The 19,142-nt window shown below is 31.2% G+C and carries 16 protein-coding genes; 5 read left to right on the forward strand and 11 right to left on the reverse strand.

Features of this window, described 5'->3' with window-relative positions; translation table 11 throughout:
* Positions 1-133 precede the first annotated feature (133 nt).
* Both WA327_RS07105 and WA327_RS07110 read left to right on the forward strand, forming a co-directional pair.
* Positions 134-565 (forward strand): dCMP deaminase family protein, encoded by a 432-nt coding sequence (locus WA327_RS07105; RefSeq protein ID WP_336068016.1) that lies wholly within the window; start codon positions 134-136, stop codon positions 563-565.
* Complete coding sequence (locus tag WA327_RS07110; RefSeq protein WP_336068017.1) at positions 565-2,157, forward strand: S41 family peptidase; 1,593 nt, start codon at positions 565-567, stop codon at positions 2,155-2,157. The genes WA327_RS07105 and WA327_RS07110 overlap by 1 nt, the downstream gene beginning before the upstream one ends.
* 115 nt (positions 2,158-2,272) lie before the next feature.
* On the opposite strand, the gene WA327_RS07115 is transcribed toward WA327_RS07110, so the two are convergent.
* The 4 genes from WA327_RS07115 to WA327_RS07130 are packed head-to-tail and all read right to left on the reverse strand — an operon-like array spanning position 2,273 to position 4,056.
* On the reverse strand, positions 2,273-2,608 hold the full coding sequence (locus tag WA327_RS07115; protein WP_336068019.1) for a hypothetical protein: 336 nt from the start codon (positions 2,606-2,608) through the stop codon (positions 2,273-2,275).
* A 2-nt stretch (positions 2,609-2,610) separates the two neighbouring features.
* Positions 2,611-3,213 (reverse strand): FAD-dependent oxidoreductase, encoded by a 603-nt coding sequence (locus WA327_RS07120; RefSeq protein ID WP_336068021.1) that lies wholly within the window; start codon positions 3,211-3,213, stop codon positions 2,611-2,613.
* 1 nt (position 3,214) lies between these two features.
* Positions 3,215-3,415 carry a hypothetical protein gene (locus tag WA327_RS07125; RefSeq protein WP_336068023.1) on the reverse strand — a complete coding sequence of 67 codons (201 nt, stop codon included), beginning with the start codon at positions 3,413-3,415 and terminating at the stop codon, positions 3,215-3,217.
* Between the two features lie 59 nt (positions 3,416-3,474).
* A complete protein-coding gene (locus WA327_RS07130) occupies positions 3,475-4,056 on the reverse strand; it encodes a MarC family protein (protein ID WP_336068025.1) in 582 nt (193 codons plus the stop codon).
* Positions 4,057-4,185: 129 nt separating this feature from the next.
* Here WA327_RS07130 and WA327_RS07135 point away from each other — a divergent pair, with 129 nt between their 5' ends.
* Positions 4,186-4,755: a DUF3109 family protein gene (locus WA327_RS07135; RefSeq protein ID WP_336068027.1), complete on the forward strand. Its 570-nt coding sequence runs from the start codon at positions 4,186-4,188 to the stop codon at positions 4,753-4,755.
* A 1-nt stretch (position 4,756) separates the two neighbouring features.
* Here the strand turns inward: WA327_RS07135 and WA327_RS07140 are convergent, their stop codons facing one another.
* From WA327_RS07140 to WA327_RS07155, 4 genes are all read right to left on the reverse strand, one after another.
* Positions 4,757-6,733, reverse strand: a complete 1,977-nt coding sequence (locus WA327_RS07140) for a tetratricopeptide repeat protein (protein WP_336068029.1) — start codon at positions 6,731-6,733, stop codon at positions 4,757-4,759.
* Between the two features lies 1 nt (position 6,734).
* Positions 6,735-7,466, reverse strand: coding sequence for a LytTR family DNA-binding domain-containing protein (locus WA327_RS07145; RefSeq protein WP_336068031.1), 732 nt, complete (start codon positions 7,464-7,466; stop codon positions 6,735-6,737).
* A gap of 297 nt (positions 7,467-7,763) precedes the next feature.
* Complete coding sequence (locus WA327_RS07150; protein ID WP_336068034.1) at positions 7,764-8,639, reverse strand: OmpA family protein; 876 nt, start codon at positions 8,637-8,639, stop codon at positions 7,764-7,766.
* Positions 8,640-8,781: 142 nt separating this feature from the next.
* The gene (locus WA327_RS07155; protein WP_336068037.1) at positions 8,782-11,091 is read right to left on the reverse strand and encodes an inorganic phosphate transporter; all 2,310 of its coding nucleotides are present in this window, start codon (positions 11,089-11,091) and stop codon (positions 8,782-8,784) included.
* 295 nt (positions 11,092-11,386) lie between these two features.
* On the opposite strand from WA327_RS07155, the gene WA327_RS07160 reads away from it, so the two are divergent.
* Positions 11,387-11,743 (forward strand): nicotinic acid mononucleotide adenyltransferase, encoded by a 357-nt coding sequence (locus WA327_RS07160; protein WP_336068040.1) that lies wholly within the window; start codon positions 11,387-11,389, stop codon positions 11,741-11,743.
* Between the two features lie 68 nt (positions 11,744-11,811).
* Here WA327_RS07160 and WA327_RS07165 read toward each other — a convergent pair whose 3' ends face one another.
* Positions 11,812-12,984, reverse strand: a complete 1,173-nt coding sequence (locus tag WA327_RS07165; RefSeq protein WP_336068043.1) for a multidrug transporter — start codon at positions 12,982-12,984, stop codon at positions 11,812-11,814.
* A 44-nt stretch (positions 12,985-13,028) separates the two neighbouring features.
* The gene (locus tag WA327_RS07170) at positions 13,029-15,833 is read right to left on the reverse strand and encodes a TonB-dependent receptor domain-containing protein (protein WP_336068044.1); all 2,805 of its coding nucleotides are present in this window, start codon (positions 15,831-15,833) and stop codon (positions 13,029-13,031) included.
* Positions 15,834-16,035: 202 nt separating this feature from the next.
* Between WA327_RS07170 and WA327_RS07175 the strand changes: the two genes are divergently transcribed.
* Positions 16,036-17,376: a deoxyguanosinetriphosphate triphosphohydrolase gene (locus tag WA327_RS07175; RefSeq protein WP_336068045.1), complete on the forward strand. Its 1,341-nt coding sequence runs from the start codon at positions 16,036-16,038 to the stop codon at positions 17,374-17,376.
* On the opposite strand, the gene dxs is transcribed toward WA327_RS07175, so the two are convergent.
* Positions 17,366-19,138, reverse strand: a complete 1,773-nt coding sequence (dxs, locus tag WA327_RS07180) for a 1-deoxy-D-xylulose-5-phosphate synthase (RefSeq protein ID WP_336068049.1) — start codon at positions 19,136-19,138, stop codon at positions 17,366-17,368. The genes WA327_RS07175 and dxs overlap by 11 nt on opposite strands.
* Positions 19,139-19,142 lie beyond the last annotated feature (4 nt).

Here is a 19,142-nt window from a genome sequence, read left to right on the forward strand (position 1 = left end):
GCTAAAATTATCTAAAGTTTTCATAAAACTTCTCTTTTTAAATTGTAATTAAAATACTAACCTCATATCTTCGTTATAGGTTTGGGTTAGATTTTTTGTTTGTTAGCCCATACAGCCAACAAAAACTAACTACATGTCAAAAAAAAAACAATTAAAATACGATAAAGCCTATTTGCGTATCGCCAAAGAATGGGGAAAACTATCTTATTGCAACCGTAAGCAAGTTGGCGCAGTTATTGTTAAAGATAGAATGATAATATCTGATGGTTACAACGGAACACCTACAGGTTTTGAAAATTTTTGCGAAGACGAAGAAGGTTACACAAAATGGTATGTATTACATGCCGAAGCTAATGCTATTTTAAAAGTAGCCTCATCAACACAATCTTGTAAAGGTGCCACGTTGTATATAACATTATCACCATGTAAAGAATGTAGCAAATTAATACATCAAGCAGGAATAATTCGTGTGGTGTATAATCAAGGATATAAGGATGATTCTGGTTTAAAATTTTTAACTAAAGCAGGAATAGAAGTAGAGCATATAGAACAATTAGAAGAATAATGTCAAAATTTAAAGTTTACATACCATTTATAATAGGACTTGCAGTTGCTGTAGGAATTTTTATTGGTGGCAATTTAGACTTTGGTGATACTTCAGATAAATTATTTACCTCAAACAGTAAAAAAGACAAACTTAACCGTCTTATAGATTACATAGACTATGAGTATGTAGAAGACGTCAATACAGACAGTATTGTAGATGTTACCGTAAACGGAATTTTAGACAATTTAGATCCGCATTCAGTTTATATTCCAAAAGAAAAGATGAAGCGTTCCACAGAAAATATGAAAGGTAATTTTGTTGGAATAGGTATCAATTTTTATACTTATAAAGATACAATAACGGTTATAAAAACTGTTGAAAACGGTCCAAGCGCCAAAGCAGGTATAATTGGTGGCGACCGAATATTAGAAGCAAACGGAAAATCCCTTTTAGGCGAAACAAATGATAGTTTAGTTGAAACTTTGAGAGGCGAACGTTATTCTGAAGTTATTTTAAAAGTCTTTAGAAAAGGAGAACCAAAGCTACTAACCTTTAACGTCACCAGAGACGTTGTACCAATTAAAAGTGTAGATGCAGCTTATATGTTGACAGAAGATTTAGGCTACATAAAAATTAATCGCTTTGCCGAAAGTACTTTTAATGAATTTAAAAAAGCATTAAGACGCTTAAAAAAAGAAGGCGCAACTAGTCTAGCATTAGATTTAAGAGGAAATCCTGGTGGATTCTTAGAAATTGCTGTAAATATTGTAGACGAATTTTTAGAAGACGATAAGCTAATTGTTTACACCAAAAACAAAAAAGGAGATGTCGAAAAAAGTTATTCTACTTCAAAAGGCGAGTTTGAAAACGGAGAACTTTTTGTAATGATAGACGAAAATTCTGCATCTGCTTCCGAAATTATTGCAGGAGCTTTACAAGACAATGATAAAGGAACAATTGTAGGAAGACGCTCTTACGGAAAAGGTTTAGTGCAACGCGAAATGCAATTAGGAGATGGTAGTGCAGTACGCTTAACAGTATCTAAATATTACACGCCAACAGGACGATCTATACAACGTTCTTACGCCAATGGTAATACAGATTATTACGACGATTATTCGCATAGAATGAAAAGTGGCGAGCTAATTGACGAGTCTAAAATTGAAGTAGCAGACTCTTTAAAATTTATAACACCAAAAGGAAAAGTAGTTTATGGTGGCGGCGGAATTATACCAGACGTTTTTGTGCCTTTAAATAGAAAAATGGAAAACGAAACGCTTAGCTTTTTAGAAAGAAAAGGGTTTTTTAATAATTTCATTTTTGAAGAAATAGAAAAAGATCGCGATTATTATGCTTCAATATCAAGACAAGACTTTTTTGATAATTATGTTGTCGATGATATAATGGTGAAAGATTTTGAAGATTACTTAAAACTAAAAACCAGATCTAACATCGTTTTTGTGGCTTATCGTGAAGAAGTAAAATACTACCTAAAAGCAACTATTTCAGAACAATTATATGGCTTTGGTGCTTACCACAAAATCCTTAACAAACATGATGATATGGTTGATAAAGTTATCCAATTACATGAAGGAGTAGAAGTAGAGTAGTATTATTATTTTTTGTAGAATACGATTAATACTATACTAATTAAAAAAAATATAATTCCTAAAATTAAAGCAAAGATGTTGTTGTCTTCAAGTAATTTTTCTTTTTTATTTTGATTTATAAAGGATAAATTTTTCTTAGAAATTTGAAGAATAGTTTTAGGACTTCAATTTGAAGTGTAATTGTATCGCCTTTATTTATGTTTTCTGAAAATCTTTTAGAATCAAAAGCAGATATATAAATTTCTGGTATACTATAATTTTCATTATTTAAAGTGATGAAATAAAAATCTTTTCCTTTTGTATTTTTAAAATATCTATAATTAGAATAAATACCTGTTTTATTTATAATTTCTTTTTCTTCTTCGTCAGAAAAATAACTGTAAAACATTAAAACAGATAAGCTTAAACTCATAAAAAACAACCATAAGATTTCTTTTTTTGAGTTTTTCATACCTAAATCTTATCATGCACTTTAGTGTGTTTGCCATTATTCCAAATTGTTAAAATATCTGTAGCAACATGCGCACCGCTTCCAGATGCAATTGCAAATTGACTACGCCAACCAGCTAATGTACCTGCTACATATAGGTTTTTTTTAACTAAATGATCTTTATTTTCTAACCAGATTCTATCTTTTTCAATAACAGCTCTAGGATGAGGTTTTATATAACTTTCAAGACCTTCAATGTCTAATAAATTAGTATATCCAACAGCAACTACTACACGTTTAGTGTCATAACTTTGTTTGTTAGTGGTTACAGTAAAGCCAAAGCTAGTTTCTTCAATTTTTTTTACTTTTTCTTTTTCTATTTGCTCTACTTCTGGATATAAATTAGCTAGCTGCTCTTTTCCATCTTTAAGAATATCATCACCTAATGTACCAGGTTGTAATCCTAATACGTTATTAAATAAAGCGGTTTGTAAATGAGACGCTTTTTGATGCATTATAATAGCAACCTTTTTACCTTCTGCAAATGCTTTTTTTAATCCAGAACCTAAAACTAATGCGCAAGACATACCTGCTGCGCCGCCGCCAATAATAATTGTATCTTTCATCTTAAAGTCCTTTGCTTTTAGCTTCAATTTTTTTAGAAATTCTTAAAATTTGAAGTAACATTATAGCACAAAGTGATGCTATAATTGTGATTAAAGCAACTAAGCTTTGACCTTCTAACAAAGCATCAAAGTTTAATTGTGTGGTATTAAAAATGATTAGAGCAACAGCTACTAAGGTTAGAATATGTATAAAGATTTTCATCAGACTAAATTTGTGTAAATACTTAAATTAAGTATAAGATTTACACAAAAATACAATATTTAAGCCAATAAGATTTTAATGTTATCGGTAAATAGTTTAACAGCAATTGCTAATAAAACAACACCAAAAACTTTTCTAATAATTTGTATTCCGTTTTGACCAATAAGACGTTCTATTCGTCTAGAAGTTTTTAGGACAATGTAAATAACAATAACGTTTAAAATTACTGCTACAATTATATTTTGAATGCTATATTCTGCACGTAATGATAATAATGTAGTTAAACTTCCTGGTCCAGCAATAAGCGGAAATGCTAACGGAAATACAGAAGCTGTCATTGGGTTAGTATCTTCTTCTTTATAAAGTGTGATGCCTAAAATCATTTCTAAAGCAATAAAGAATAAGATAAACGCACCAGCAACCGCAAAGGAGTTTACATTAATACCAATTAAGTTTAAGATACTTTTTCCTAAAAATAAAAAGGCAATTAAAATAACACCAGCAATTATAGATGCTTTTTCACTTTGAATATGACCAACTTTTTTACGTAAATCGATTATAATAGGAATGTTTCCTACAATATCTATTACAGCAAAAAGCACCATAAATACAGTAAAAATTTCTTTAAAACTTAATGACATTTTATTAGGGTTTAAATTTTGCGCAAAAGTAGTTTTAATTCATTGAAATTCAAGAGAAATATTCATTTCTTTTTAAGCGCTTTATTTTGACTCAAATAGCTCTATATTTGCAAAAAATTATACATCCAAATGTTTCAGTTAGGAAAGACCATTGTATCTGAAGATATTATTGAAAAAGACTTTGTCTGTAATTTGTCTGCGTGTAAAGGCGCGTGTTGTATAGACGGAGATGCTGGTGCGCCATTAACAAAAGAAGAGGCAGAAATTTTAGAAGATATTTACCCAAAAGTAAAACCTTTTTTACGTAAAAAAGGTATTGAAGCTATAGAAGCACAAGGCACTTCTACAAAAAACGAATGGGACGAGATTGAAACACCATTAATTAACGGTGCAGATTGTGCTTATGTTATTTTTGACAACAAAAAAACAGCGCTTTGCGGCATTGAAGAGGCTTATAACCAAGGAGAAATTAAATGGAAAAAGCCAATCTCTTGCCACTTGTATCCAATACGAGTTAAAGACTATACAGAATTTTCTGCAGTAAATTATGAAAGATGGGATATTTGTGATGATGCTTGCTCGCTTGGTAAAGAACTACAAGTGCCAATTTATAAGTTTGTAAAAGAAGCTTTAATTAGAAAGTTTGGAGAAGATTGGTATACCGAGCTAGAGAAAGTAGCTAACAAAATGCAATCTTAAACTAAGCTGTTCTTAGCTTTTGTAATGGTATAATTGGCAGCTTTAAAACCACACAAGTTCCTGATGGTTGGTTATTACTATCGTAAAGATCATTAATCATTAACTCAAAACTCTCTGTATAGTTTTTAGAAAAATTAGCTAAGCGTTGTTTAGTAATATCTATCCCTAAAGACTTTTGTTTAAGTAACTTTTTTTCTTTGATTTTTGCAGAAGCTGTTCTACCTATTCCGTTGTCTGTAATACTGATAGAAACAAAATTGTTTTCGGTTTTTGATACCGAAAGATTGATGAATTTATCATCTTTTTTAGGAGATAATCCGTGCCATAACGCATTTTCTAAAAAAGGTTGAAGTACTAGAGAAGGTATTTTTATAGATTCGGTATCAACATCTTCATCTACTTGTATTTTATAATGAATTTCATTTGAAAATCTAATATTTTCAATATTCATATACAGATCCATAGTTTCTAATTCGTCCTTTAACGAAATAATTTTTTCTGTGGAAGCGATAAGGATTTTTCTTATCAATTTAGAAAACTTGTTTAAGTAGTAAACAGCGTTTTCTTTTTCGTTGTTGATTATGTATAGCTTTATTGAATTTAATGAGTTAAAGATAAAATGCGGATTCATTTGATTACGCAACATATCTTGTTCTAATCTTAAGATTTGCTTTTCGCTTTTAAGCTGTCTTTGTCTAAAAAATAAAAACGTTGCTAAGCCAAATAAAATAAGTCCTAAAATTAAAAAGTAAGTGGTTTTTTTACTTTGTTCTAGTTTTGCATTAGCTAATTTATTGGCGCTAGAGAGTTCTAAAATTTGATTTGATTTTTTTTCGGTTTCGTATCTAATTCTTAGTGTGTTTACGTATTGCGAATTGTTTTTTCCGCTAATTTCTTCACTTATCGTAACAGCTTCTTTGTAAAGGTCTAATGCTTTTTTGCTATCACCCTGTTTTTCGTACCATTTAGAAAGCTGAAATTTTGCATCGCTTTCCATTGATTGAAGGTTATAGTTTTTAGCTATATCTAATCCTTTTTCTAGATTTGGCTTTGCTTCATCTAAAAGATTAAGTTCGTTTTGCGCCCAACCTAAATTGATATAAGCCATACCTGTGTAAAACTTATCATTAGTTTTTTCGGCTAATGCTACTGTGGGTTTTATAGTTGTTAAGGCAAGTTCTGGTTTATTCTGTTTTAAATAGATGCTTCCAATACTATTGTTACAAATTATTTTACCAACTGTTGAGTTTATTTGGTTGTTGTAGTCTAAAGAAGTTTGATAGCTTTTTAAGGCTAGATCTAAACTGTCTTTAGCTTCATAAATTATACCTATATTATTGTAATTAATAGCAAGTCCTAGCTTGTTGTCTAAGTCTTCTTCTATTTTAAGAGATTTGTTAAAATGCTCTAAAGCAAGATCATATTCTTTAAGTTCTAAGTAAATATTACCCATGCTATTGTAAGATACGGCAATACTTCTTTTTGTAGCTTCGTTTTTTGTTTTTTCAGATTCTGCAAGGCGTAATGCTTTTTGATGATAATCTAAGGCATCTTTAACTATAGATTGTCTTCTATAAACAACACCTAACATATTTAAGGTTACAATTTGAAAATTAACCAGATTGTATTTTTCAGATAGTTCTAATGCGTGTTTTAATGTTTTTTCTGCTTGAGGGAATAATGATTTATTGCGGTATTGATTGCCAAGCATGATGTTTGCAAAAACTTCCCCTTGAGGATATTTTTTAGCAATACTTTTATGCTCTAGAGTACGCATTTTTAATGTGTCGTACTTATTCTTATAAATGGCGTATTCTAACTTGTTATAATCTTTAATGTTTAGATTAATAATGCTATCTGCAAAAGCATTAAAATCTTGATTGTTTTGCGCGTAAGAAAAACTATATACAAGAAAAAAACATAGTGATAAAGCTAATCTTGCTGAGAATTTATATTTTGAGAGAATTGTTTTAAGCATGCTATAATTTTTCTAAAAACTCAGATTTTCTTTGTCGTGCAACAGGTATTTTGTGATTAGAATCCATGATTACATAACCTTCGGTTTTGATAAATTCTTTAATCTTACCTAGGCTAATAATATAGGAATTATGGATTCTAAAAAATAAATGTTCTGGTAAAAGTGAGTTGACTTCTTTTAGTTTTTTTGTGACCAATATTTTTTGTCTATCAACCATATAAATGGTGCTGTAATTTCCATCAGATTCAACAAAAACAATATCGTCTACATTTAAAAATAAAAGTTTACCATCTGTATTTATTGTTACTTTTTTCTTGTTGTTATTGTTAGTGAAGTTGATAAGGATTTCTTCAATAACATCGGTGTCTATTCTCTTTTTAAAGCGTTTAATTTTTTTTAAAGTATCTGCTAAATCATCACTATCAATGGGCTTTAATAAGTAGTCTACAGCATCTTTTTTTAAAGCTTTAATAGCATACTCGTCATAAGCTGTAGTGATAACAACAGCAAAATCTTTTTGAGGTAATTTTTCTAAAAACTGAAATCCATCCATGGTTGGCATTTGGATGTCAAGAAAAAGACAATCGGGTTGATTTTCTTCTAAATATAAAATAGCCTTTTCTGGATCAGAAAATGTTTTTACGACCTGAATATCTTCACTAAAATTTGAGAGTTCCCAGTTTAAGCTTTGTATGGCTTTTGGCTCGTCGTCTACAATAACAGCTTTAAGCATAATAATAGTTTTACATAAAGATAAAATTATATGCTTTAACTAATAAAAAAAAATGTGTAGTTGGTATTATTTAATGTGTAAACAGTCAATTTTACCATTTATACACAATTTTTAACCAACTATACATTTTGTGAAGTAACTAGTGTGTAATAATTATAGATTTGATATAAGTTTTAGTTAGAAACTAAATGTAAGTAGTAGTTTTTTAGGGATAATAAATGCTTTTACATTTGCTATTAATCAAAAAAAAGAGTGGATCATAATCCACTCTTTTTTATTTTATATTAAATTTTAATATTACATATCGTTTGCGTCAAGGGTTTCATTAGAAGCCATAAGTGCAAAAAACTTATCAATGTTAGGTAATATTACAATGCGTGTTCTACGGTTTCTTGCGCGGTTTTCTTTACTGTCGTTATCGGTTAGTGGTTGGTAACTACTTCTACCAGCTGCTATTAATTGCTCTGGCGGAACACCAAAATCCTTTTGTAAAGCTCTGACCACAGAAGTGGCACGCAACACACTTAAATCCCAATTGTCTTGTATTTTGTCTGTATGAATAGTTCTTGAATCTGTATGACCTTCAATCATTACATTTAAGCTTGACTCTGACTTTATAACGTCTGCTACTTTTTCTAATACTTTGTTGGCTTTACTATTAATTCTATAACTAGCTGTATTAAACAACATTTTGTCAGAAATTGAAATCATTACTACGGTTTCATCAATATTAATTGAAATGTCATCGCTTTCGTCAATATCACTTTCGTCAACAAATTTTTTCAAGTTTAATGATAGTGCTAAATTCATTGAATCTTCAAGAGTTGTAACATACTTCATCACTTCTGGGTCTACCTTACTTAAGGTTTTTCGCATATCAATTTTTGATTGTTCTGAAATAACTGCTTTGTTACCAACTGCATCAAATTTAGTTTTGTTTTCTTCTGTAAGTTCGCCAACTTCTTCGGTAAGATTGTTAATTTTTGAGTTGTAGTTTTGCACTCTAGCTTCGATAATGGCAAACTTCTTTTCAAGTTCTTCTTTTTCTACTCTGGTTTTTGTTAGTTCACTTTTAATTTCGCCTTTTTCTTGTTCTAAGGCTAAATATTTCTTTTTTGAAACGCAGGCAGATAATAATACTGCACTTAGTGCTACTAATGTTAGTTTTTTCATAAATAGTTTAAATTTTTGAGTTACTTTATTTACGCTGCCTAACACAGTATAGATGTTTAAATTTTGTTAAAGTGAAATTTTAAATATTAAAAAAGCCTCAAAATATTGAGGCTTTTTAGTTGATATTAGTGTAATAAATTATTTATTCTTCTTCTTGTTTTTCTTTTTCAGCAACTTTAGCTGGTGGAATTTTACTATCAAAAGAGTTGTTGTATTCTTCTAATAAATTCATAGTAGCGCTTAATAGATCTTTAGTTTCTAGTAGTAAACTAAAATACAAAGTTGTATTTTTTGGAGAAGACTCTTCTGTGCGAGTACGTTCTACCTGTTTTTGTATTTTTTCTTTTACTAATTCGTAAACCTTTCCTCTGTTATTTAAAATGCGTGCTATATCCTCAAAAGAACGAGAGTTAAAGGCTTCTTTTGTATCTATTAATAGTTTTTCTAAAGCTTCGTCTACAGTTTTTAACTCTTTAAGTTGGTTAAATTTTAGCTTTTTATGATTGTTGTGTACGTGCTTATAGCTAATCTTAGAGATATATTCTAAAGACTGAGTCATATCTTGTAGATACCCTAAAATATTGATGTAAAAACTACTTGCCTCGACACTAGATTCGTCTAGGTTTTTTATAAAATAGAAAATATGGTCTCTTAACTCGTCAACCTCATTTGAGAGTTTAGTTATTTGTCTCTTATTTTTCTTTAAAGCATTTAGATCTTGTTTGGCAAGTCCATTAACAGCATTTGTGTAAATTTTGTTTCCTCTTTTTACAACATTAGCTATGTTATCTGCACTTTCGTGAATAACACCTTGTACTGAGCTGCTTTCAGCTTTTACCAAGCTGTCTTCTTCTTTTGCTTTTGTGTTTTTCTTTTTATGAGCAAGGTAGTTTCTTATTAATAAAGTAAATGCAACTAATAATAAGATAGGTGTCATTAGTTTTACATTTAAATTAATTAAGTAAGCTATAAATGCAGAAGCTACAAAAGCAATAAATGCGGTAAAGAACCAACCACCGATAACGTTAATTACTCCGGCAACTCTATATACTGCACTTTCTGCGCCCCATGCACGATCTGCTAATGAAGAACCCATAGCTACCATAAACGTTACGTATGTTGTAGATAATGGTAACCCGAAAGAAGTCGCTAAAGATATTAATACTGCTGCAACCATTAAGTTTACAGCAGCTCTAGCAAGGTCAAATGCAGGTTTGTCTTCTTCTTTAATAGTTAAGTCTGCTGCTGGAGTTTCAAATTGTTTGTCTATTTTTTCTTGCCAAGAATTAGGCACAATGTAAGAGTACATTTGAGACATTAACATTGCAGATCTTACAAATCCACGAGATAAAAAGTTAGGTTGAAAACGTTCCTTTGTATTGCTTTGACTTGATAAGTCTAATGATGTTTTTACAACGTCTTTTGCTTTGCTAGAAAACCAAAGTGTAACAACCATAACCATACCTGCAATAAATAGAAGTAAGGTAGGAGTTTCTACAGCTTTTGCTAAAAACTTCATTGATAATTCTGAAGCAGGTAATCCTTGTGCAACATATTCTTGATAAGATTGCCAACCAGCGATAAAAACACCAACAAAGTTTACTAAATCATTACCAGCAAATGCTAAGGCTAAAGCGAAAGTACCTACTAAAATTACAATTTTATATATGTTTTGTTTTAATCCAGAAATTAAAGAAAAAGAGATTGCACTCCATAAAACAAGGTTAATACCAAGTATGTTAATTACATTACTTTCTAAATAATCTTTAATGGTTAATCCATTAGTGTATTCAAATTTTAAATCAGCATAAGGTGTGCCTTTTATACCTTTAATTAGAATGAAGTATGTAATAGCTGTTAAAGCAATACCGCCAAATAAAGCACCAACCCAATTAGCTTTTTCTTGAAAATTATAAGATAAAAGTAAACGAGTAAACCATTGTACAATAGCACCAACGGTAAATGCTACAACAACCGAGAGGAGTATACCAAGTATTATTTTTGTTGCAGTTGAAGTGTTTATGTAATTTATTAATTCTGAAGATGTCCCGCCATTAGACCAAATCTTTATTAAAGAAACAGCAACAGCAGCACCTAGTAATTCAAAAACGATTGATACAGTTGTTGAGGTAGGCATACCTACAGAATTGAAAAAGTCTAGTAGTAAAATGTCTGTAATCATTACCGCCATAAAGATGATCATGATTTCATCAAACATAAACTCTCCAGGATTAAAAATTCCTTTTCTGGCAACTTCCATTAAACCGCTTGAAAAGATAGCGCCTAAAGCAACACCTAAACTAGCAACAATCATAATGGTTTTAAAAGAAATGGCTTTTGAACCTATAGCTGAATTTAAGAAGTTTACAGCATCATTACTAACACCAACAACAAGATCTGCAATAGCTAGTATAGCTAAAGCAATTATCATGAATAAGTATATGTTTTCCATTAATTATGGTTAATTTATTATGGCAAATTTCATCTTTTATCTTCAACGTAATGTTAACTTAATGTTATGTTCTTTTTTAGTTTTCTATAATTTTTTGCCTAAAAACCTAGTAAATCTGCTTTTAATTTTAGTAAATAATTGATTTTCAATGTTAAATTTTAATATATAATATTCTGAAAATCAATAAATTATATTTTTAATGTTAATTTAATGTTACGTAAACGTGTCCTAATTGTAAAAATTAAACTATATTTGTTATGTAATCATTAAGTAATAACCTTTAAAAATATATACTATGAAAAATTTAATTTTGGCTTTTGCAGTGTTAATATCAGGATTTGTTTCAGCTCAAGAGGTGAATAAGCCAACCATAGAGAAAAAAGGAGATTTAATTCAAGCAACATATTATCACGATAACGGAACTGTAGCACAACAAGGATTCTTTAATAAGGATAATCAATTGCAAGGAGTTTGGACTAAGTACGACATTAATGGAGATAAAATTGTTGTTGGTACTTATGAAAATGGAAAAAAAGTTGGGAAATGGTTTTTCTGGACTGATGATACTTTAAAAGAAGTAGACTATTCTTCTAACAGTATTACTTCTGTAAATACTTGGAAAAACACTTCTGCTGTTGCAGATAGAGATTAATTTAAATACTATTTTAAACAAAAAAAAGCACCTGAAAAAGGTGCTTTTTTTATTATAATGCTTAAAGCTTACTCAATAGTCCAACCTGCTCCCCAAGTAGCATAATCAGTAGTTGTTCCATTTCCTTCACCTGTATAGAAATCTGCATCTGTGAAAGATACTGTAGTATCATTTTTAGCTTTAGTTGTAACGTCTACAAATGTTACGTTTGTAACTTGTAAATCATCACTTACTACACCATTACCAGTTTGTTGATCATCAAGATCAAAACCTTCTAGGTATCCTGTAATATGAACGTTGTTAAAGATACCTTGTGTGCCAGCTCTTAATCTTATAGCTTCTGCATGTCCTGCAGCAGTACCTTGTCCAACAATTGTTAAGTTGTTAACTGTTGGTTTAGAGAATGTACCTGTAGCGTTGCTAAAGTCTGTGTTGTATCCATCAGCTTCAATAGCTTTGTCGTCAGTAATTCTGTTAGAAATGTATACGTTTGTTAATGTACCAGAGTAACCTTCTGTCCAATCTACAGAGTCGTCTTCTGCATTGATAACAGATACATAACTAGCGTTAACTGTACCACCAAAAAACTCAACACCATCATCTTTACCAGCGTAAGCCTGGATGTAGTTAACTTCTGTACCACTACCTACACCGTAGAAAGAGAATCCATTGTTTTCAGATTGTCCGTCTGCAGCACCACCAGAATATTCAACACGTACATAGTTTAAAGATCCAGAATCATCATCAGAGATGTTTCCTCCGTAAGGTAAACTAGCAATTTCTGAAGTAGAAGTATTTGTGCCTGTAACAGAGTTAATAGGAGCTCTACCTAATAAAATTAATCCTCCCCAATCTCCAGCAGCTGGGTTAGCAGCATCAGAAGTAAATACAATAGGACAATCTTGTGTACCATTAGCAACGATTCTTGCACCTTGAGAGATAGCTATATAAACATCTGAACCAGAAGCTAAAGCTTCAATAGTCATACAAGCGGGAATTGTTAAAGTTGTACCACTTGCCATGATTAAAGAACCATTGATTTTGTAAGTGTTATTTGCGTCTAAAGTTAAATCTTCTGTGTAAGTACCAGATAAGAAAATTGTTTGAGGATCTGTAGTACCACCACCAGAATTATTGTTTGTTACACTATTGTCATTAATTACAATATCTGAAGTGTCGTCTGTAGAGCATGAAAATATCATAGATACTAATGCTAAACCAAGAATTATTTGTTTTTTCATTGTTTTTAGTTTTTAATTTTTATTCTTAATTGTGTTATTGATATTTAAAATTTGTATTTAAGTTGAAGTCCTAAGTTGATACCTCTTTTATAGTCTGATACACCTTTACCGTTAGCTGAAGTAACTAAAATATCACCTTGGTTTTGGTCCTGTCTAACGTATTGTATTGCTGGATTTAGTAAGTTTTTAGCGCTTAGGTTAACTTCAAAATTGTCTTTGAAAGTGTTTTTCCAAACAAAATCTAAAGTTGGAACACTTTTTTCTATAATGTTACCAAGGTCTCCAGAACCTAAGGCATCTATTCTGTCTGAGAAATATGAGAATACTAAGTTAGCCACAGGTTTGTAATTTTTAAAAGTAGGAGAGTAGCTTATGTCTGCATTTAAGATTAAAGGAGAGGCACCTTGTAGCTCATCTTCACTTTTATTAAACGCTAAGTCAAAAGTACCGTCTATATTTTCGTATAAATCTTGTTTAGTGTCCATGTAAGTTGCGTTTACACCAAAAGCTAAAACTGCGTCTTCGTTTTCGTCTTCGATTATGTTCTTTCTTAACTCTACTTCAACACCGTAAACTTCAGCTTTATCACCAGTTCTTACGTAACGTTGTGTTCCTGTAGCATCACCAACAACAACTAAATTAATTGGATCGTTAATTTGTTTTGCAAATACACCAACTGAGAATATTTCACCTCTTCCAAAGAAAGATTCAAATTTTAAATCGGCGTTATAAATGTCAGAGTATCCTAAAGCATCAGGGTTACCTCCATATCGTACAGATACATCTTCATAAACAAACGGAGCTACTTCTTTAAACTCTGGAGTAGATACTGTTTTACTTGCAGAGAAACGTAGGTTTTGGTCTTCGTTTATAGCGTATTTAATGTTTAAACTAGGTAGGATAAAAGTTTCTTTAGATGTTTTAGAATCGTTACCATTGTTACCTAAGTTTATTACATCATAGGCTATGTTTTGTTCAAAGCTTTCTATTCTAATACCAGGAACAAATAACCATTTTTCTCCTGCTTTTATTTCTGCATCTAAATACCCAGCATAGATATCTAATTTACCTGTGTACGTGTTTTCAAATTGTCCAGGTCTGTTAGTGTTTGATAATGTTGGATATGGTTTAATTACGCTGATTTCGTATACACCACCGCTACTAGCATTTAGATTTAGGTTGTCTAAGTTAAAAACAGAGTTTAAATTGTTTACATTAGTTATCTCGTATCCGTTATCAACTATATCGTAACCGTATCTTATGTTATTAAATAGTCTTTTTTTGTTACGACCATTATAACCAATGTTGAATTTTAATTTTTCATTAGCTTCAAAAGATAAGTTTAAACGACCGTTATACTCATCATCCTCAATTTTTTGGAAATAACGTTGGTTGTCAAAAACTACGTTACTGTAAAATGTAGGATTAGTAGATGGATCGTTATCTAAAGCATATTGATAGTTTTCTACACTAAAACGCTTTCTGTCTGGTTGATCAGAAAATACTTTGTTGTAACCAAATCCCCAATCTAATTCAAATTTACCTGACTTATGGTTTCCTAATAATTGGTTAACGAACATCTTAGTTTGGTCAAACTGAATATTTTGTTGGTAAAAACCTCTGTCTGTATCTAAAATAGCATCTCTATTTCTACCTGTGCCATCAATACCAAAATAACCAACAACATCTGAAGAACTATTAATAAACACTGAGTTAAAGCTTAAGTTATTATCACTATTTATTTTATAGTTTAAATTAGCCATAGCAGTTGTAGTTGTAGAATACTCATATTCTTCAGCAGCTTCAAAAGCTTTTTTCTCTACAGTGGAAAAATCTATAGCTTTACCGTTTCTGTATTCGTAACCGTTTTCAAATCCACCAGTTACAAAGAAGCTTAATCTTGATCCGTTTTCAAAAGAAAAAGAACTTCCTCCTGATGCTCCATAAGCCACATTGATAGGCGAGTTAACACTTACAGGATCAACACCGTGTGATAAAATAACAGCAAAAGGGTTGTGATCATATCTTCCGTAATATCCAAAATAACCAGTTCCTTCACTTCTTACAAAGTTTTTATCTATTGCATTTGTGTTAAAACCAGAACCAGTAAATACCTCTACAAAACTTCCGCCTTTATGTTCTTTAGAAGTTACATCTACATTACCAGCAGAGAAATCTCCGTAAAATTGAGCAGCATAAGCTTTACTAATTGACACGTTTTGGATAACATCTGAAGAGAATAAATTTAAGTCAATGTTTTTCTTGTTAACATTATTAGATGGCAATGATAAACCATTCATAGTTGTATTAAGGTAACGATCACCTAAACCACGAACATAAACGTTGCTTGATCCTTCTTGTTTAGAAACACCAGATATTTTAGCAACAGCACCAGCAGCATCACTTACCCCTTTTCTAGATAACTCATCAGCACCTATTATTTGCTTGATTTCAACAGCTTTTTTCTGTTCTAATAAAACCGCTACTTCGCTTTCTCTTTTAGTGGTTGTTTGTATAACAACTTCTTCTAAAGAAGCAGCATTTGCACCCATTGGTACATTTATTTCGGTAACTTTACCAGCTTCAACAGTAGCTTCTATTGTTTGAGTTTCGTAGCCAACAAAGCTATACTCAACAACATAATCACCTGGAGTTAGGTTGTCTAACATATAAAGACCTGCGTCATCTGTAGTCGTTCCTTTTGATGTGCCTTTAATTAGAATATTAGCAAATGGAAGCGGTTCGTTGTCAAACTCTTTATCTGTAAGTTTACCAGCTATAGAACCAGTATCTTGAGCGTTTGCGTATACACTAAATAATGTGAATAATAATAGAAATATTTTTTTCATTGTGTTGTTTAAATTCTTGGTGCAAAGAAAACAGTGATTTGTAAAGTCAAGGTTAACCTCAGATTAATACTTAATCACTAAAAAGTTAGCTTAACGTTATGAGAAAAGTTGGTTTTTAGTTTTTAAGAAACGTTTAGTTAACATTAAAATAGAAAACTTTTTACCCGTCAATTACTTATATTGCACTTCTAAAATTTAGAGAATGAACTGGGAACAATTACTATCCTTAAAACGCTTTGGCGATACCAATAAACGATTAAGAAAAGAACAAGATGAAACACGTTTAGGTTTTGAAGTAGACTATGATAGAGTTATTTTTTCTTCAGAATTTAGAAGTCTACAAGATAAAACTCAAGTTATACCCTTATCACAGACGGATTTTGTACATACGCGTTTAACACATAGTTTAGAAGTTAGCGTTGTAGGACGTTCTTTAGGTAGAAAAGTAGGACAGAAAATTTTAGAAAAACACCCGCATTTACAAACTACTTTAGGATACCAAGCAAACGATTTTGGAGCAATTGTAGCAGCTGCAGCATTGGCTCATGATATTGGTAATCCACCTTTTGGACACAGTGGAGAAAAAGCTATTGGTGAGTTTTTTATAAATGGTGAAGGAAAGCAATATCAATCAAAATTAACTAAAAAAGAATATCAGGATTTATGTGATTTTGAAGGAAATGCAAATGGTTTTAAAATAGCAACACAAAGTAGAGCTGGGAGAGAAGGCGGATTAAGGCTTAGTTATGCAACACTAGGCGCATTTACAAAATACCCAAAAGAATCTTTGCCTAAAAAACCAACTAAGCATATAGCAGATAAAAAGTATGGTTTTTTTCAAAGTGAGAAAGAAGCTTTTATTGATGTTGCTGAAGAGTTAGGATTATTCAAAAGATCTAATGATAGTTTAAATTATTCAAGACATCCATTAGCATTTTTAGTAGAAGCAGCAGATGATATTTGTTATACAATAATAGACTTTGAAGACGGTATAAACCTAGGTTTAATAGAAGAAGAATTTGCGCTAGAGTATTTAATTAATTTAGTTAGAGATACAATTAATACAAAAAAATACGCTCAATTAACAAACACGCAAGACAGAGTTAGTTATTTAAGAGCATTAGCTATAAACACACTTATTAATGAAGCTGTTCAAATTTTTATGACTAATGAAGACGAAATTTTAAACGGAAACTTTAACGTTAGTTTATTAGAAAAAAGTAAATATGAAGCTCAAATAAACGACATCATAAAGCTTAGTGTTGAAAAAATATATCAATCAAAAGAAGTTATAGAAAAAGAAATTGCTGGTTATCAAATAATCAATACGCTTTTAACTACATATACAAAGTCTATACAAAATAGTTTAGAGAAAGGCTTAGCATCTAACTATGACAAGCTTATAACAAAGACTTTACCAGAAACACTTAGTTGTGAAGGAAGTACATATCAAAGACTTTTAAACATTTCTCACTATGTAGCTTCATTGTCTGACAGTCAGGCAATTTTGCAATACAAAAAAATAAAAGGGTTTAGTTTGTGATTTTCTCAAATAAATTTTTCAAACTCTCAGAATCAATACCGTTAACGTTTTGAAGTTCTTCTGTAGTACCATGTTCTATAAATTTGTCTTTAATTCCTTTAAGGATAAAGTTGTTTTTGTAATTGTGATTAGCTGCAAATTCTAAAATAGCATTGCCAAATCCGCCAGAAACAGTCCCATCCTCAACAGTGATAATTGTGTTGTGTTTTTTTAAGATTGAATGAAGTAAAACTTCATCCAATGGTTTAACAAAGCGCATGTCATAATGAGAAAAATTTTCAGAGTTTTCAATACTGTTAATTGCTTCAGTAACATTTTTTGAAATAGTTCCAATAGATAATACAGCAACTTCTTTTCCTTCTTTTAATTGCTTTCCTTTACCAATTTCAATTTTAGAAAATGGTTGTTTCCAATCAATTGTAATTCCTCTGCCTCTTGGGTATCTTATGGCAATAGGATGATTTAGTCCTAATTGAGCAGTGTAAAGAATATTGCGTAATTCAACTTCATTTCTTGGAGCAAAAATGATCAGGTTTGGTATACAACGTAAATAAGCTAAATCAAAAACACCATGATGCGTTGCGCCATCTTGCCCGACTAAACCAGCACGATCTAAACAAAAAATAACAGGTAAGTTTTGAGTAGCAACATCATGAATAACTTGGTCGTATGCACGTTGTAAAAACGTAGAGTAGATATTACAAAACGGAATTAATCCTTGTGTAGCCATTCCTGCAGCCAAAGTTACTGCGTGCTGTTCGGCAATACCAACATCAAAAGCACGATTAGGAAATGCGTCCATCATATATTTTAAAGAGCTTCCAGTTGGCATTGCTGGTGTAATTCCAACAATTTTTTGGTTTGTTTTAGCTAATTCTACTATAGTGTGACCAAAAACATCTTGATATTTTGGTGGTTGAGGGTTAGTTTCAGATTTGGTAATAAGTTCACCTGATTTTGCATCAAACTTTCCTGGTGCGTGATATTTTACTTGGTCAGCTTCGGCTTGTTTAAGACCTTTTCCTTTGGTAGTAATAACATGAAGAAACTTTGGGCCTTCAACAGATTTTAATCGCTCAAGTTCATTTATTAATGCTGGTAAATTATGTCCGTCAATTGGTCCTGAGTAGTCAAAATTTAAAGCTTCAAAAATATTATCTTGTTTTTGTGTGCCTTTTTTCACATTGGTTAAATACTGTTTTAAAGCACCAACACTTGGGTCAATACCAATAGCATTATCGTTTAAAATAACTAGTAAATTAGCTTTGCTAACGCCAGCATGATTTAAGCCTTCAAAAGCCATACCGCTAGCTATAGAAGCGTCACCAATTACTGCAATATGTTGTGTATTTAAATCACCTTTTATTCTTGAGGCAATTGCCATCCCTAATGCTGCCGAAATAGATGTTGAAGAATGCCCAACACCAAACGCATCATACTCACTTTCTTTACGCTTAGGAAACCCAGAAATACCATTTAACTGCCTGTTAGTTTCAAAAATATCACGTCTTCCGGTTAAAATTTTATGTCCGTAAGCTTGATGACCAACATCCCAAATTAATTGGTCTTTTGGTGTGTTAAATACATAGTGTAAAGCAATTGTAAGTTCAATTACGCCTAAGCTAGCACCAAGATGACCTTCTTTTGTAGCAACAATATTTATAATAAATTCACGCAATTCTTTAGCTAAATGGATTAACTGTTCTTGATTTAAGGTTTTTAAATCGTCTGGCGAATTTATATGTTGAAGTATTTTGCTCATTATA

This window comes from Mesoflavibacter sp. CH_XMU1404-2 (assembly GCF_037029465.1).
GTDB lineage: Bacteria > Bacteroidota > Bacteroidia > Flavobacteriales > Flavobacteriaceae > Mesoflavibacter.